The organism is Halobaculum marinum (assembly GCF_029338555.1).
GTDB lineage: Archaea > Halobacteriota > Halobacteria > Halobacteriales > Haloferacaceae > Halobaculum > Halobaculum marinum.
Window position 1 is genome coordinate 2,161,459 of record NZ_CP119989.1, and the last position, 14,257, is coordinate 2,175,715.

General features: G+C 70.0%; 13 protein-coding genes and 1 tRNA gene. 5 read left to right on the forward strand and 9 right to left on the reverse strand.

Going from position 1 to position 14,257, the window contains the following annotated elements; all coding sequences use genetic code 11:
* Nucleotides 1–437 precede the first annotated feature (437 nt).
* On the forward strand, nt 438–719 hold the full coding sequence (locus P0R32_RS11215; protein WP_276237086.1) for a DUF8028 family protein: 282 nt from the start codon (nt 438–440) through the stop codon (nt 717–719).
* Nucleotides 720–876: 157 nt separating this feature from the next.
* Here P0R32_RS11215 and P0R32_RS11220 read toward each other — a convergent pair.
* From P0R32_RS11220 to P0R32_RS11235, 4 genes are all read right to left on the reverse strand, one after another.
* Nucleotides 877–951: transfer RNA gene (locus P0R32_RS11220), tRNA-Val, on the reverse strand.
* 95 nt (nt 952–1,046) lie between these two features.
* Nucleotides 1,047–1,322 carry a ubiquitin-like small modifier protein 1 gene (locus tag P0R32_RS11225; RefSeq protein ID WP_276237087.1) on the reverse strand — a complete coding sequence of 92 codons (276 nt, stop codon included), beginning with the start codon at nt 1,320–1,322 and terminating at the stop codon, nt 1,047–1,049.
* A 63-nt stretch (nt 1,323–1,385) separates the two neighbouring features.
* Complete coding sequence (locus tag P0R32_RS11230) at nt 1,386–2,699, reverse strand: DUF8167 domain-containing protein (RefSeq protein ID WP_276237088.1); 1,314 nt, start codon at nt 2,697–2,699, stop codon at nt 1,386–1,388.
* On the reverse strand, nt 2,696–3,916 hold the full coding sequence (locus P0R32_RS11235; RefSeq protein ID WP_276237089.1) for a potassium channel family protein: 1,221 nt from the start codon (nt 3,914–3,916) through the stop codon (nt 2,696–2,698). Before P0R32_RS11235 ends, P0R32_RS11230 begins: the two co-directional genes overlap by 4 nt.
* Before the next feature lie 107 nt (nt 3,917–4,023).
* On the opposite strand from P0R32_RS11235, the gene P0R32_RS11240 reads away from it, so the two are divergent.
* Nucleotides 4,024–5,196 carry an NAD-binding protein gene (locus tag P0R32_RS11240; RefSeq protein ID WP_276237090.1) on the forward strand — a complete coding sequence of 391 codons (1,173 nt, stop codon included), beginning with the start codon at nt 4,024–4,026 and terminating at the stop codon, nt 5,194–5,196.
* Nucleotides 5,197–5,246: 50 nt separating this feature from the next.
* Here P0R32_RS11240 and P0R32_RS11245 read toward each other — a convergent pair whose 3' ends face one another.
* The 4 genes from P0R32_RS11245 to P0R32_RS11260 form a co-directional block, all read right to left on the reverse strand.
* Entirely contained in the window at nt 5,247–6,668 is a 1,422-nt protein-coding gene (locus tag P0R32_RS11245; protein WP_276237091.1) for an HPP family protein, read from the reverse strand.
* 25 nt (nt 6,669–6,693) lie between these two features.
* Complete coding sequence (locus P0R32_RS11250) at nt 6,694–7,419, reverse strand: guanosine phosphorylase (protein ID WP_276237093.1); 726 nt, start codon at nt 7,417–7,419, stop codon at nt 6,694–6,696.
* Nucleotides 7,420–7,493: 74 nt separating this feature from the next.
* A complete protein-coding gene (ppk1, locus tag P0R32_RS11255) occupies nt 7,494–9,974 on the reverse strand; it encodes a polyphosphate kinase 1 (RefSeq protein ID WP_276237095.1) in 2,481 nt (826 codons plus the stop codon).
* A 188-nt stretch (nt 9,975–10,162) separates the two neighbouring features.
* Nucleotides 10,163–10,927 (reverse strand): metallophosphoesterase family protein, encoded by a 765-nt coding sequence (locus P0R32_RS11260; RefSeq protein WP_276237097.1) that lies wholly within the window; start codon nt 10,925–10,927, stop codon nt 10,163–10,165.
* Nucleotides 10,928–11,225: 298 nt separating this feature from the next.
* Here P0R32_RS11260 and map point away from each other — a divergent pair, with 298 nt between their 5' ends.
* Entirely contained in the window at nt 11,226–12,119 is an 894-nt protein-coding gene (map, locus tag P0R32_RS11265) for a type II methionyl aminopeptidase (RefSeq protein WP_276237099.1), read from the forward strand.
* A 116-nt stretch (nt 12,120–12,235) separates the two neighbouring features.
* Here the strand turns inward: map and P0R32_RS11270 are convergent, their stop codons facing one another.
* Nucleotides 12,236–12,436 (reverse strand): DUF7835 family putative zinc beta-ribbon protein, encoded by a 201-nt coding sequence (locus P0R32_RS11270; RefSeq protein WP_276237101.1) that lies wholly within the window; start codon nt 12,434–12,436, stop codon nt 12,236–12,238.
* Nucleotides 12,437–12,623: 187 nt separating this feature from the next.
* On the opposite strand from P0R32_RS11270, the gene P0R32_RS11275 reads away from it, so the two are divergent.
* Together P0R32_RS11275 and P0R32_RS11280 are read left to right on the forward strand one after the other, a co-directional pair.
* Nucleotides 12,624–13,169 (forward strand): HIT family protein, encoded by a 546-nt coding sequence (locus P0R32_RS11275; protein WP_276237103.1) that lies wholly within the window; start codon nt 12,624–12,626, stop codon nt 13,167–13,169.
* An 87-nt stretch (nt 13,170–13,256) separates the two neighbouring features.
* Nucleotides 13,257–14,228: a winged helix-turn-helix domain-containing protein gene (locus P0R32_RS11280; RefSeq protein ID WP_276237104.1), complete on the forward strand. Its 972-nt coding sequence runs from the start codon at nt 13,257–13,259 to the stop codon at nt 14,226–14,228.
* Nucleotides 14,229–14,257 lie beyond the last annotated feature (29 nt).

Consider the following 14,257-nt stretch of genomic DNA (forward strand, 5'->3'; position numbering starts at 1 on the left):
GGCCGTGAGTAGCGTCGCCGTCGAGGTCGCCCAACCGCAACTCGCGCCACCGAGCGGCGCGACGAGCGAGGGCGCCCACGACCGGCGCGAGGCGATACGGAACCGACGCCATCGTGGTCGAACGCCGTATCGACGGCGAGGGCGTCCGGCGATCACCCGGAGCGATCCGGGGTCGGTTTACAACAATCGTGACGACACGATCGGGAGACAGCGGCGAGATGCCGTCTGAGCCGGTCACACACCGGGCGTTCGCGGCACGAATCGACCTCCCCTGCCGCCGAGAGAAAAAGAGTCTGCGAGCGTTTTGAACGGTCTACCGAGCTCTCGTTCCGTCGTGAAACGTGTGTCTCACCCGAGGTGTCGGCGGTGAAAGGTCCGAACGGTCCCGAATGCTCGGCATACTATATGTGGGCCGGGGGTGTCCACTGAGGTGGACCATGACACCCTCCACTCCCCTCCCATCCGTCGCCACCGTCCGCGACGCGATGCCCGATCCTACCACCGTGAAGAACACCCTCGGCGCACTCACCGGGACGGGCCGGACCGTCGCCGTCGCCCCGGTGCGGGCGGCGTCGTTCTACGTCGCCATCGCGCTCCCGCTCGCGTACCTCCCACTCCTCGCGGGCGGCGTGACTGCCGACCGATTCGCGATCCTCCTCGGACTGCTGTTGGCCAACGCCGCGGCGTTGGTGCTCGGCCACGACTACGGCTCGAACTGAGTCGCGTCAGCGGTTGGTCCCCGCGACGCGGTCCCCGTTTCTGTGCGAACTGTTTCGACGTCGAGCGTGTACACCGCACCAGCTCCGAACGTCTACTATCGGTGGACGGGGGCCGTGCTCCCGAGACGCGACTCTGAAGAAATTGGAGTCGAAGAAGTGGGTTGGGGCGGATTTGAACCGCCGGCCTCCTCCATGTCAAGGAGGTGTCATAACCGGACTAGACTACCAACCCGACCGGCGTTCGTCTGCATTCACGAGTATCGCAGGAACGCAATTAAGGCTTCCGAAAGGGCGGCGCCTCGTGGCGCCGTCCCACGGTTTCACGGCTCACCCGCCGCTGACGGGGGGAAACAGCGCGAGTTCGTCGTCGTCGTCGACCGGCGTCTCCAGGCCCTCGCCCTCGCGAACGTCGCGACCGTTGCGGAGGAGATTGATGTGTCCCCGGAGGTCGCCGTCCTCGTCGAGGACCCGGACTGCAAGCGCGGGGTACGCCTCCAGCAGGGCGTCCAGCGCCTCGCCGACGGTGGCCGCGTCTGTGGCCTCGACCGACGGCTCCGACTCGCCGGCGGCCTCCGCGAGGTCCGCGAACAGCTTCCAGTTCATACCACACCCTCCCCGACGGGCGGGCAAGAGCGTTGCGCCGCCGGGTGGCGACCCGCTCGCCGCTCACGTCAGCGCGTCCGGTTCGCCATCGCCGCCGCCGTCCGTCGCCGCCCCGGTCGCACGCCGCTCCAACTCGCGGATGGCCTCGGGTCTCGCGACGACGTACACGGTCTCGTCGACCGCGAGCGTCCGACCCCGCGGCGGGATCGGTTCCACCGATCCGTCAGCGGCCTCGACCGCGGCGACGGCACCCGGGAGGTCGCCGACGGTGGCGCCGACTAACTCGCCGTCGGCGTGGACCGAGACGACCGCCATCGTCTCGTCGGCGACGCGCAACAGCGACGCGAACTCGCGGTCGGCGCGCTGACTCACGGGCATCGTCACCAGGCGGTACTCGCCGTCCGCGTCGAACACGTCGGTGTCGGACTCGTCGACCGCGAGCGTCACGACGTCGCCGACGACCGCTCGGAGTTCGGCCGTCGTGACACGCTCGAAGCGACTGTCGGCGGCGCTCCCCCCGTCGGCCTCCGGTGACACCGTCGCAGCGTCATCGGGCGCGTCGGTGGCGTCGGAGTGCGTCCCCGCCGGGCGACGCCACACCTGCACGGCGTCGCCGGGGCCAGCGCCCTGGGGTGGGTCCGCCCGAACCGCCACGGCGCACGTTCCCGGCCCGAGCGTCGGTCCGATGCCGGCCACCCGGCGACCGACGCCGAGGTGGACGAGCTTCGTCCCGTCGAACTCCGCGTCGACGTGGCCCACTCCGTACTCCTCCTTCAGCCGAGTGACGAACCGGTCGCGCAGTTGCTGTTCGGAGAGGCGACGCGGGAACAGCAGCGTCTCGCCGGCGAGTCGCTCCTTCGTGGCGTCGTCGACCGGGTCGTAGCCGTCTATGTCGGCGACGTCGTCGGGTACCTCGACCGTCCGGATACGACCGACCGTGCGCGCGAACCGACTCAACTCCCCCTCGACCCGGTCGGCGCCGGCGACCGCGGTGACGTTCGTCGCGAACCGGTCGCCCACCCGGCGCCCCACCGGTGCCGCGGCGATGGCGACGAGGAGACTGACGACGTTCCGGAGGACGGTCGCGGGGGCGAACGGGTCGGCAGCCGCCAGCCCGTCGACCGGGATAACCGTGGAGAACAGCCCGACCGTGTTGAGGTACACCGCGACCGTGGCAGTGCCGAGCAGCGTCGGCAGTCCGCGCGGGACGACCTCGCCGACGTACCAGCGGTAGGTGGCCGCGCCGGCGGCGGCCACGAGGAACGACGCGAACGCGAAGCCGACCAGGCGGGGGACGTTCAGGAGCTCGATGACGTCGACGACCGACTGCAGCGGGAGCGCGGCGACCGGGCCGCCGCCCGCGACGAACGGGCTCACACGGCCACCTCTCGACCGAACCGGTCGAGGTCACCGCGGGTGCCGACGACGATGAGGTCCGCGCCCGCGGTCGGCGTCACCTCGCCGTCGGGGGCGAGTCGCCACCGCCCACCGTCTCGGACCGCCAACACGGCGACGCCGTACTCGTCGCGCACGGCCGTCTCGCGGAGGCTCCGACCGTCGAGCGCGCTGTCCGCTCGGACGGCGACGCGGCGGAACCGTTTGCCGGCACGGCGCAGCAGCGACAGCAGTTCGAACTCGCGACGCGTCCCGCGCGACCGGACCGTCACCTGCCGGGCCGTCGCGTCGAGGAGGGTACTCGCCGCCTGCCGGTCGACCGCGAGCGTCAGCCGTCCGTCGCCGCCCGTCGTCGTAGGCGACGTCGGTGCGACTGGAGCGGCGTCGTCGTCGGGGTCCGGCTGGGGCGCCTCCTTCGGTGCCCCGGTCGTCTTGGCGGCGACGACCGTCCCCGAGACCGTCTCGCCAGCCTCGGTGTCGACGGACACCTCGTCTCCGCGTGCGAGCCCCGTCGGGAGCAGCGCCGCCACCGACACCGCGCGTTTCCCCTCGGGGACGCGCTTCGAGACGCCCGCCAGCGGCGGTGCGGCGGCGACGGTCGCCCGCGCCTGCGCGTCGAGCCTGACCGTCGTCTCGGCGAGATCGAACTCCGAGCGGAGCCTGGCCGCGACCGCGTCCTCCAACTCGCTCAGTGGGAGGTCTGCGTCGAAGCTGTCCGAGAACGCGCGGATCGACGCCCGGAGGTCCGCCGGGAGCGCGGGGTACCCCTCGATGTCGGCGACCTCGCCGACCACGGTGACGGTGACCTTCCCGCGCCCGTTCGCGAGGTCGACCACGTCCGTCGAGAGCGTCCGTTCGGTGAGGCTCTTGAGCGTGATTCGCTTCGGGAGCGCCGCCCCCATCGCGTCGCCCTTCGCGTGCGCGTACAGCGAGATCATGAGGACGACGATGATCGCGATGAGGAGCGCGGTGCCGTTGGCGGCGTCTTGGATCGACTGGTCGTTGAGCGCGAGGAGGCCGCCGTTGACGCCGGCGATGGCGAGCGACAGGACGACCACACCGAATCCGGGGATGGAGACGCCGGTGAAGTACTTGAACGCGAAGCCGAGCGTCCACGCGACGAGCGCGGGGACGATCCCGGTGAGCAGTCCCAGGTACAGTCCGAGGAGGACCTGCACCGGGAGTGAAGCGGCGGGCATGCCCTCACCCAGACACCGGTGACACAAGTCCGTACCGACGACGGCTCGGACGGTTGTGTGGTCCGGATGTCGGGTCGCTTATCACGTCGCGTAGACTGGTGGCGACAATGGCAGGCTGGCGAGACCGCTTCGGCGGACGAATCGCGGTGCTCCTCGTCGGCGCGGCAGCGCTGTTGTCGATCGTCGCAGGGATCGGTGGGATCATCACCCAGCCAGCGAATCGGCTCCCGTTCGTCGCGATGTTGCCCGAGGGGGTCAGTGTGCTCGCGGGGTTCACCGGGGCGATCACCGGGTTCCTCCTGCTGATCGCCGCCTACGGACTCCGCCGAGGGCTGCGAGCCGGGTGGGCCGTGGCGATTGTCCTCCTCCCGCTGACGGCGGCACAGGGGCTCGTCGGGTCGACGGTGCTCGGACCGCCGCTGTTGGCGCTGTCGCTTGCGGCGCTGCTCGCGGTCACGATCAACCGTCGGGTGTTCGCCACCGAACTCGACCTCACGACGACCCAGTGGGCGTCGGTCGCCGGTCTCGTCGGTTCGCTCGGCTACTCGACGGCGGGCGCGTACGCGCTCGCGGACGACTTCAACAACATCGCGACCGTCACCGACGCGGTGTACTTCTCGGTCGTCACCGCCTCGACCGTCGGCTACGGCGACGTGACGCCCACCTCTCCGGTCGCGAAGTGGTTCGCGATGTCGGCGCTCGTGCTCAACGTCGCCGCCTTCGCGGTCGCGCTCGGTGTCCTGTTCACCCCGCTCATCGAAGCCCGCCTCACCAACGCACTCGGACGCATGACAGACTCAGACATCGACCTGCTCACCGACCACGTGATCGTGCTCGGCTACGGCGAACTCACCGAACCGCTCATCGACGAACTGATCGACGCCGGCGCAGACTTCCTCGTCGTCACCCCCGACGAGGCCGTCGCACGCGCGCTCCGCGAGCGCGACGGCGTCCGCGTGTTGACGGCAGATCCCTCCGACGAGGAACCGTTGCGCCGCGCCAAGGTCGGGAGCGCCCGCGCGGTCGTCGCCGCGACGAACAACGACGCCGAGGACGCGCTGTCGATCCTCACGGCGCGCCAACTCAACCCGGAGGTGACCATCGTCGCCGCCGCGACCGAGCGCGAGAATGTGAACAAACTGAAGCGCGCCGGCGCGAACACGGTCATCTCGCCGGCGACCATCGGCGGCCACCTCCTCGTCGAGTCTGCGCTCGGGGCGTCCGACACCGAGGCCGTGGCCGAGCGACTGCTCGACGACGGCGACGAGACAGAACGATAGCGACGGGCCCCCGTCCGCTCGCAACCCCTGCGGCCTCAGGTTCGTCGCCGTCAGTGCGGATCGCCGCGGTCGACGACGGCGACGTCGCAGTCGACGCCGCGGAGCCGTTCGAACGTCGGTGGCGACACGATCCGCGACACGCCCGATCGGTCCCCGGACGAGCCCAGCATCACCACGTCGTAGGCACCGGCGTGAGCGTCGACGAACGACTCCACGTCAGAGCGGGCGACCCGCGTCTCGACGGGGCCGTCGACCGTCTCGACGACGTTCGCGAGGCGCGCCTCGGCGGCGCGACGCTCGCGCTCGCTGCCGATACACGTGCACACGGAGACGGCCCCCTTGTCACGCGCGAGCCGGTTCGCGAAGTCGACCATCGCGTGGGCGGAGTCGCCCGGGCGCGCCATCAACACGAGTACCCGCCGCCAGCGGTCGCCCGTCGACACCGACCGGAACGCGACGGCGTCCAACGGGCCCTCGAACACCGACCGGACGAACGCCGTGGCGCCGTCGTCGCCCGCCTCGTACGGCGTCGCGACCAGGTCACAGCCCGTCTCCTCGGCGGCCCGCCGGAGGGTGACGAGCGGGTCGCCGGCGGCGACGACCACCTCACAGGGGACGCCCACGTCCCGACGGATCCGGGCGGCCCGGTCCTCGAGGTGCTCGGCGACGGCGTCGGCGTCTGCCTCGTCGTCGACGACGTCGAGGAGCACCACCTTCCCGGCCTCGTGGGGGACGGCGAGTCTGGCGGCGAACAGCGCCGTCCGCTCGGCTCCCTCGCCGCGCATCGGCACGATCACGTTGTCGTCGCCCCGGATCGACTCGTACAGCAGCGAGGCGCGCCGGTCGTAGAACCAGTGCCGCCACGCGAGGAACACGCCCGCGACGAGCGTCGACCCCACGAGCGTGAACAGCACGTACAGCCCCGCCCGGTCGGGCGCCGCGAGCACGAGCAGTGACGCCGAGTACGCCGACGGCTCCTCCACCCCGAGTGCCCACGTCGTGACCCCGGCGAGGAGGATGGAGAACGCCGCCGCCGTGGGATTGATCGCCAGCCCAGAGCCCACCGAGACGACGTCGATCACACGCAACGCCGCCCAGCCACAGGCGGCGCCGACGGTCAGCCCGCCCACGAACCGTTTGGGGTCGGCGTACTCACCACCCGGGTTCGCGAACAGTGTGTAGGACCCGGACGCCAGTGGCGGGAACAGCAGGAACGAGAACAGCGTCAGCGAGTTCGACAGCTCCGTGACGAGCGCGACGACGAGCGGCACGACGAGCACCACGGTGAGGTGCAGCAGGTTCTCCGTGTTCTCGATCCAACGCCGGAACTCGACGAGTTCCCGCCGTTCGATCCGCCTCACACACCGGCCGGCACGTGCGACGGCGGCGAACGCGCGGTCGGCGATGCCGGGCGTCGCTGGGCCCGGTGTCTCGCCGTCGGAGTCGCCGTCCGGTGGAGCGTCGTCCGCCATGGCTGGGGTCGGGGTCTGCTCCCCGTTACAGCGACGCGACGGCGTCGAGCGCGATGTCGATGGCGCGCCCGACGTTGTTCTTCGCCTTCTCGGGCAGTTCCTCCTCGGAGTCGGCGCCCTTCTGGGTGCCGGCGACGAGGTTGCCGTCGGCGGTGCAGATGGCGCCGGCGTTCATCCCGCGGCGGCGCGCCAGCGAGAACACGGCGGCGGCCTCCATCTCGATGGCGAGCAGGCCCGCCTCCTCCCAGTCGGCGACGTACTCGTCGGACTCGTTGTAGAACGCGTCGTCGGAGACGATGGGGCCGACGTGCACCTGTTCGTCGTTCGCCTCGGCGGCGTCGACGAGCGCGGTGAGCGTCTCGTAGTCCGGCACTGCGGGGTACGTCTCGGACTCGTAGCGCTTGCTCGTCCCCTCCTCCTTCGCGGCGCCGGTGGCGACGACCATGTCGCCGATCTCGACGTCCGTCTGGAGGCCGCCGCAGGTGCCGACGCGGATGACCGTCTCGACGCCGACGTTGCGGAGTTCCTCGATGGCGATGGCGGCGGAGGGGCAGCCGATCCCCGTCGAACAGATCGTGAGGTCGACGCCGTCGTACGTCGCGTTGACGATGCGGTACTCGCGGTTCTCGGAGACGAGTTCCGACTCGTCGCAGTGGTTCGCGATCCGGTCGACGCGGTCGGGGTTGCCCGGGATGAGTGCGATGTCGTGAACGTCGCCCTCGTCGACGAGCAGGTGGGGCTGGTTGGCCATACGGTCGCTCCCCGCGCGCTCGCCAAAAGCCTCGCGGAAGTCGCCCACCCCAGGCGCCGTTCCGACGGTCGCGCCTACCGGTCGTCCATGTCGGTGTATATCTCGTCGAGGTCGACCTCCGGTTCTCGACCGGGGTCGCTCGACGAGGAGCGCGTGTCTGCCTCCGGGGCGGCCTGCCGGGCGCGCTCGGCGAGGCGCTCGTGGGTGTCCAGGGTCGGGTCGCCCTCGCCGGGGTCGAGTTGGACGTAGCTCCCGTCGGGACGCATCAGCCACCGCCGCCGGTTGTCGGCGAGCATGTGCGCAAGCACCGTCTCCAACTCCGCGCGGATCGCCGGGTCGTCGACGGGGGCGACCGCCTCGACGCGGCGGTCGAGGTTGCGCGTCATCCAGTCGGCCGAGCCGACGAAGTACGCCGGCGCCCCGTCGTCCTCGCCGTTGGCGAAGTAGTAGATCCGCGAGTGTTCGAGGAAGCGACCGACGACGCTGTGGACGCGGACAGTGCCGGAGAGCCCCTCGATCCCCGGGCGGAGCCGACAGATCCCGCGGACGATCAGGTCGATGTCGACCCCCGCGCGTGCCGCGCGGTACAGCTCTCGCACGATCTCGGGGTCTTCGAGCGCGTTCATCTTGGCGACGATGCGGGCGTCACCGCCGTCGCGGGCGACTGCGGCCTCGTTGCGGATCAACTCGGTGACGCGCGAGCGGAGGTTCTCCGGGGCGACGAGCAGGCGGTCGTACTCGCGGTGGCGCGCGTGGGTGGTGAAAGAGTTGAACAGGTTCACCAGGTCGCCGCCGATGGCCTCGTCGGCGGTGAACAGTCCGAGGTCGACGTACCCCTTCGCGGTGCCGGAGTGGTAGTTGCCGGTGCCGACGTGGGCGTACGTCGCCACGTCGCCGTCCTCCTCGCGGACGACGAGCGCGACCTTCGAGTGGGTCTTGAGGCCGATGGTGCCGTAGGCGACGTGGATCCCCTCCTCCTCCAGTCGCTTCACCCACCGGAGGTTGTTCTCCTCGTCGAAGCGGGCCTTCAACTCGACCATCACCGCGACCTCCTTGCCGTTCTTGGCGGCGTCGATGAGGCTCCCGATCACCTTCGAGTCCGGCGCAGTCCGGTAGATGGCCGCCTTGATCGCGAGCACGTCCGGGTCGTGGGCGGCGGCGTCGAGGAACGTCTGGACGGTGCCGCCGAACGACTGGTACGGGTGGTGGACGAGCACGTCGTCGCGCCGCAGTTCCGCGAACAGGTCCTGCGGCCGGTCGGCGTCGATGCCGGCGAAGCGCGGGTGTCGCTGCGGGGTCCACGGGTCGGGCTTGAGGTCGGGACGGTCGAGGTCGACCACCGTCTCGAAGCCGTCGAGTGCCAGCGGTTCGGGTCGGTCGAACACCTCTCGCCGGCTCACGTCGAGATGTTCGACGAGGAGGTCGCGCACCTCGTCGGGGGTGTCGTCGGCGACTTCGAGCCTGACGACCGTCGCGAAGCGGCGCTGGCGGAGCACGTCCTCGATCATCTCGATCAGCCCCTCGGCGACCTCCTCGTTGCGTCGAACCTCGGCGTTGCGCGTGACGCGGAACGTCGAGGCGGAGACGACCTCCGTGTCGGGGAACAGCGCGTCGAGGTTCGCCTCGATCAGCCGTTCGAGCGGGAGGAACCGAATCGGGTCGTCGTCGTCGGCCGTCTGCTCCACCGCCCCGGCGGTGCCGGGGTTCTCGCTTACGGCGCCGACCGGAACGAGGCGTGGCCGATTCTGGGGCACCTTCACTCGCGAGAAACGGCGCTCGCCCTCCTCGTCGCGGGTGAGCACCGCAATCGACAGCGAGAGATTCGAGATGAACGGGAACGGGTGGGCCGGGTCGAACGTCAGCGGAGTGAGCGTTGGCATCACCTGGCGCTCGAAGTGCTCTCCCAGGCGGTCGCGCTCGTGGGCGGTCAACTCGTCCCACGAGACGATGTGAATGCCGGCCTCGCGCAGTGCGGGTTCGACCGACTCCGCGTAACACGTCGACTGCTGCTCGAAGATGTCGTGGGCGTGGTCGAGCACCGCCTCCCACTGTTCGCGGGGACTGCGCCCGTCGGGGGTCGTCTCCGTGACGCCCGCGGCGAGCTGTTGCTTCAGCCCGCCGACGCGCTTCATGAAGAACTCGTCCATGTTCTTCGTCGTGATGCCGAGGAAGCGCAGGCGCTGGAGGAGGGGGTTCCGCTCGTCGACCGCCTCGTGGAGGACGCGACGCTGGAAGGCCAGTTCGCTCAGTTCGCGGCTGAGTTGGACTCGTGTGTCGTCCAGGTCGATCGCGGCACCGTCGTCTACCACGTCGTGGGTGATCGGCTCCGTCTCCGCCCCGTAGCGGGCCCACGGAACCGGTGGCTCGTCGAGGTCGCCCGGGTCCGCGTCGCCGACCCGTCGCTCGGCGGCGGGCGCGAGGTCGAGGTCCGCGATGCTGGCCGGCAACTGGCGAGCGTTCGCGACGCCGTCGGTCGACACGTCGCCCGGCTGCTCGTCCGGCCGTTCGTCCGCGTCGGCGTCGCGGTCGTGCTCGGGAGTGGGGTCGTCGGTCATCCGTTCGTCGTTGCACAAACGGAGACGGCGCCGGGGTGTAAGCGTTCCTGTCAGACCAGTATACACGGATCCGTAGTCGTGGGGTGAACTCCGGAGGGCACCCAAACGGGAGACGCCGGCGCGGTCGACAGCGGCGGCTGACGGATCGGGGGAACGGACACAGCAGAGAATCCGCCGGAGGGTGCCGCTCAGTCCGACTCGCTCTCGACCGTCGTGAGGCGGGCGTCCGCGTTCGCGTCGCTGTGGAACGGTGGTTCAAGGATCTTCCGATCGGCGCGCTCTTCGGCGGTCTCCTCGGGAGCCACCGTGACGAACGCGTCCTCGCGCCAGTCGTACGCCGTCAACTCGCCGCCGTACACACAGCCGGTGTCGAGGCCGACGGCGAACTCCCGGACGACCGGCTGTGCGAGCACGGTGTGCCCGAAGAAGACCCGCTGGGGGCCGTCGTACTGCTCCCACCAGTACGGGCGGTCGCCGTAGGAGCCGCCGGGCAGCAGCGAGCGGTTGTTCTGGAGGTCGTCGACGGTGTGTTCGGCGAGCGGGACGCGGGGGTCGACGCCGCCGTGGACGACCAGCGCGCCGGGCGTCTCGTCGTCGCCGGCCCACGAGATGGCGACCGGCAGCGACGCCATCCAGTCGAGGTCGTCGTCGGTGAGGGCCGACAGCTCCTTGTCGCCGCGGAGGAGCTTCTCCTCGTTGTTCCCGCGGACGGTCAGCATGTTGTCTGCCTCGCGGACGCGGTCGACGACGGCCTTGCTGTCGGGGCCCTTGCGCACGAGGTCGCCGACGAAGACGACGAGGTCGTCGTCGGTGACGCTCAGGTTCGACAGTAGCCGGTCGAGTTCGTCTGGGCACCCGTGCACGTCGCCGACGACGTACACCTCCTCCCAGTCGGACACGTCGACCCGTCTATGGAGCGGTTCGACCTCCGGCCCGAATCGCGGCGCACTCATCAGCGAGATCGACGCTCTCGAACCCTAAAAACGCCGCTTAATAGGGCTATTGTGAGAGTCGTAGACACGGGGTCAGCCCGGAGCGGCGAAGCGCCACCGCCCCGAGCGAGACGAATCCCGACGCCTTGTGTCGGTTTCGTCGGACCGCAGCCCACACGATGTGTGACGATTCCGTGTGTAGTGATCACACGCCGCACTCCCCCGTCGGGGCAAGTCACAGGCGGATCCACTGCGGAGCAAGAACGATTCACCCGCGCGAGGCGCAACCCCTTTCCCCACTTCAGTCGAACGCCAGCGCATGAGTGCCCTCGACGAGGACGTCCTCGAGAAGCACCGCGAGGCCGGCGAGATCCTGACGACCGTGATGGGCGAGGCGCGCGAGATGGTGGAACCCGGCGTCACGCACCTGGAGGTCGCCGAGTTCGCCGAGGAGCGCATCCGCGAGGAGGGCGCCGGGATCGCGTTCCCGGTGAACATCTCCATCGACGAGGAGGCGAGCCACGCGACGCCCGAGCGCGACGACCCCACGGAGTTCGGCGAGGACGTCGTCTGTCTCGACATCGGCGTCCACGTCGACGGCTACATCGCCGACGCGGCGGTGACAGTCGACCTCGCTGGGGAGACGGAACTCGTCGAGGCCGCCGAGCAGGCGCTGGAGGCCGCCGTCGACGCCGCCGGGCCGGGCGTCCCCGTGGGCGAGATCGGCGCCGAGATCGAAGACGTGATCGACGCGTACGACTACACGCCCGTCTACAACCTCTCGGGCCACGGCGTCGAGCGGTACGACGCCCACACCGGCCCGAACGTCCCCAACCGCGGCGTCGACCGCTCCGTCGAACTGGAGCCGGGGCAGGTCGTCGCCATCGAGCCGTTCGCGACGACTGGGCGCGGCAAAGTCGGCGAGGGCAACGACGAGGAGATCTTCGAGTTGACGCAGGACGTCTCCGTGCGAAATCGTGCGGCCCGCCAGGCGCTCGAACAGGTCCGCGAGTTCGACGGTCTCCCCTTTGCGGCGCGCTGGCTCGACTCCTCGCGCGACGAGATGGCGCTCCGCCGCCTCGTCCAGCAGGGCGCCGTCAAGGGGTACCCGGTGCTCAAAGAGCAAGACGGCGAGCTAGTGAGTCAGGCCGAACACACGCTGATCGTCACCGACGACGGCGTCGAGGTCACGACGGCGGGCCTGTTCTCCTGAGTCGGCGACGCGGCGCGGTCGCTCGCTGGTGGCTGCGTCTGAGAGACAGCAAGGGTCCCGGGAGGCCGCTCCTGATCGGCCCGGCGGGATGATCGTTCGGTGCAGGCAGGTCGGTACTACGCGTTGTTCATCCGCGTCGCCGTCTCGGACCCGCATTCGTTACAGGTCGTGATCCGGTAGGGTTCGCGTGAGAACTCGGCGTTTTCCTCCTTCTCGCTCTCGGTGCGGATCTCGACCCGCACGTCGTGCGTCGTCTCCCCGCCACAGTCGACACAGCGCTCGGTGACGTGGTCGGGGTCGGAGGGTTGGGTCGCCATGCACCCCCGTCTACAACGCTAAGCCGGATAAAGGTAGTATGTGGGAAATAAACCTTTGCCTAGCGTGTGAGCGCCCATCTCGGTTCGATGCTGTCGACCGCGGTCTCGTCTGCCGATCTCGGTGTGTGGGTCTGTGTCACCCGGATCGACGCGCGGGGTTCAAGGGTCGTCCGGCCGACCGCTCGGTATGGATCAGGTGTTCGCGCCGTGGCGGATCGAGTGGGTCGAGCGCGACGACGAGGAGTCGGTCGACGGCTGTCCGTTCTGCGTGCTCCCCGAACGCGACGCCGACCGGGCGTCGCGAGTGGTCGCCCGCTCCGACCGGGCATTCGTGCTCCTCAACAACTATCCGTACAACCCCGGGCACGCGATGGTGATCCCGCGTGTCCACGAGGGGTCGTACGCCGCCCTCGACGACGCGACGCTCCTCGACCACGCGCGGCTGAAACAGCGGACGATCCGGGCGCTGGAGACGGCGCTGGACCCCAACGGCGTCAACGCGGGCGAGAACCTCGGCGGCGCGGCCGCCGGCGGGTCGATCGACGACCACCTCCACACGCACGTCGTCCCCCGGTGGGAGGGCGACACGAACTTCATGCCCGTCGTCGCCGAGACGAAGGTGATCGTCGAGGCGCTCGAGGACACGTGGGAGCGCCTCCGCGACGCCTTCGCCGAGCAGGAGGGGGCGAGCGTCGACGGCGACGACGACGCCGTCGAGTTCTCGTTCGCGTAGTCGGTCGGGGGCGGCGCCTGAACAGCACACGTGCGGGTCGACCCAACCGACCCAACGACTTTGACCATGCCCGCCGCAGAGTCGGGTATGAGCCGATCCGTCGACGAGGCCGTCGACCACGCCGACGACGCGGACCTCGCCCCGGCAGAGGCGTTCGCCCTCCTCGGGAACGAGACCCGCATCGAGATCCTACAGGCCCTCCACGAGGCGACCATCGAGCGCGGCGACGACACGCCGATCCAGTTCTCCGAGTTGTACGACCGCGTCGACCTCGACGACAGCGCCCACTTCAACTACCACCTCAAGCAACTGCTCGACCACTTCGTCCGCAAGGTCGAGTGTGACCCCGACGAGTCCGGCGCGACCGCCGACGACTGCGTCGAGGGGTACGAGTTCCGCACGCCGGGGTGGAAGGTCGTCCGGTCGGTGTTCGCCGGGACGTTCACCGGGCGAAGCGAGTTGGGACCGTTCGACGCGCCCGGCACCTGCTACGAGTGCGGCGGCGCCCTGGAGGCGCGCTACGCCAACGAACTACTCACCATCGCCTGCGCCGACTGTGGGCGGACGCCGGTGAACTACCCGTTCCCGCCGGGCGGCCTCGCCGACCGGACGCCCGCGGAGTTCCTCGACGCGTTCCACCACCACGTCCGCCACCACTACTGTCTCGCCGCCGACGGCGTCTGCCCCGAGTGCATGGGTCGCGTGGAGACGACCCTCGGCACCGACACGGCGGTGCCGGGACAGGATGTCGTCGTCGAACACGTCTGCGGCCGCTGTGACAACCGCCTCACCTCCGCCGTCGGGGTGAACCTCCTCGACACGGCGCCGGTGCTCACCTTCTTCTCCGAGCGTGGGGTCGACCTCACGACCGACCCGTTCTGGACGCACCCGTGGACCGTCAGCGACGTGCACACGACCGTCGTCTCGACGGACCCGCTCCGCATCCGCCTCGACCTCCCGTGTGCCGGCGACGTGATCCGGGTCACCGTCGACGAGACGCTGAAGGTGCTCGACGCGGAACCGCTCGACGACGCCGAGGCCACCGACGCGACGGCGTAACGGGCGACCGGTGGAAGTGGGCGCGAGTG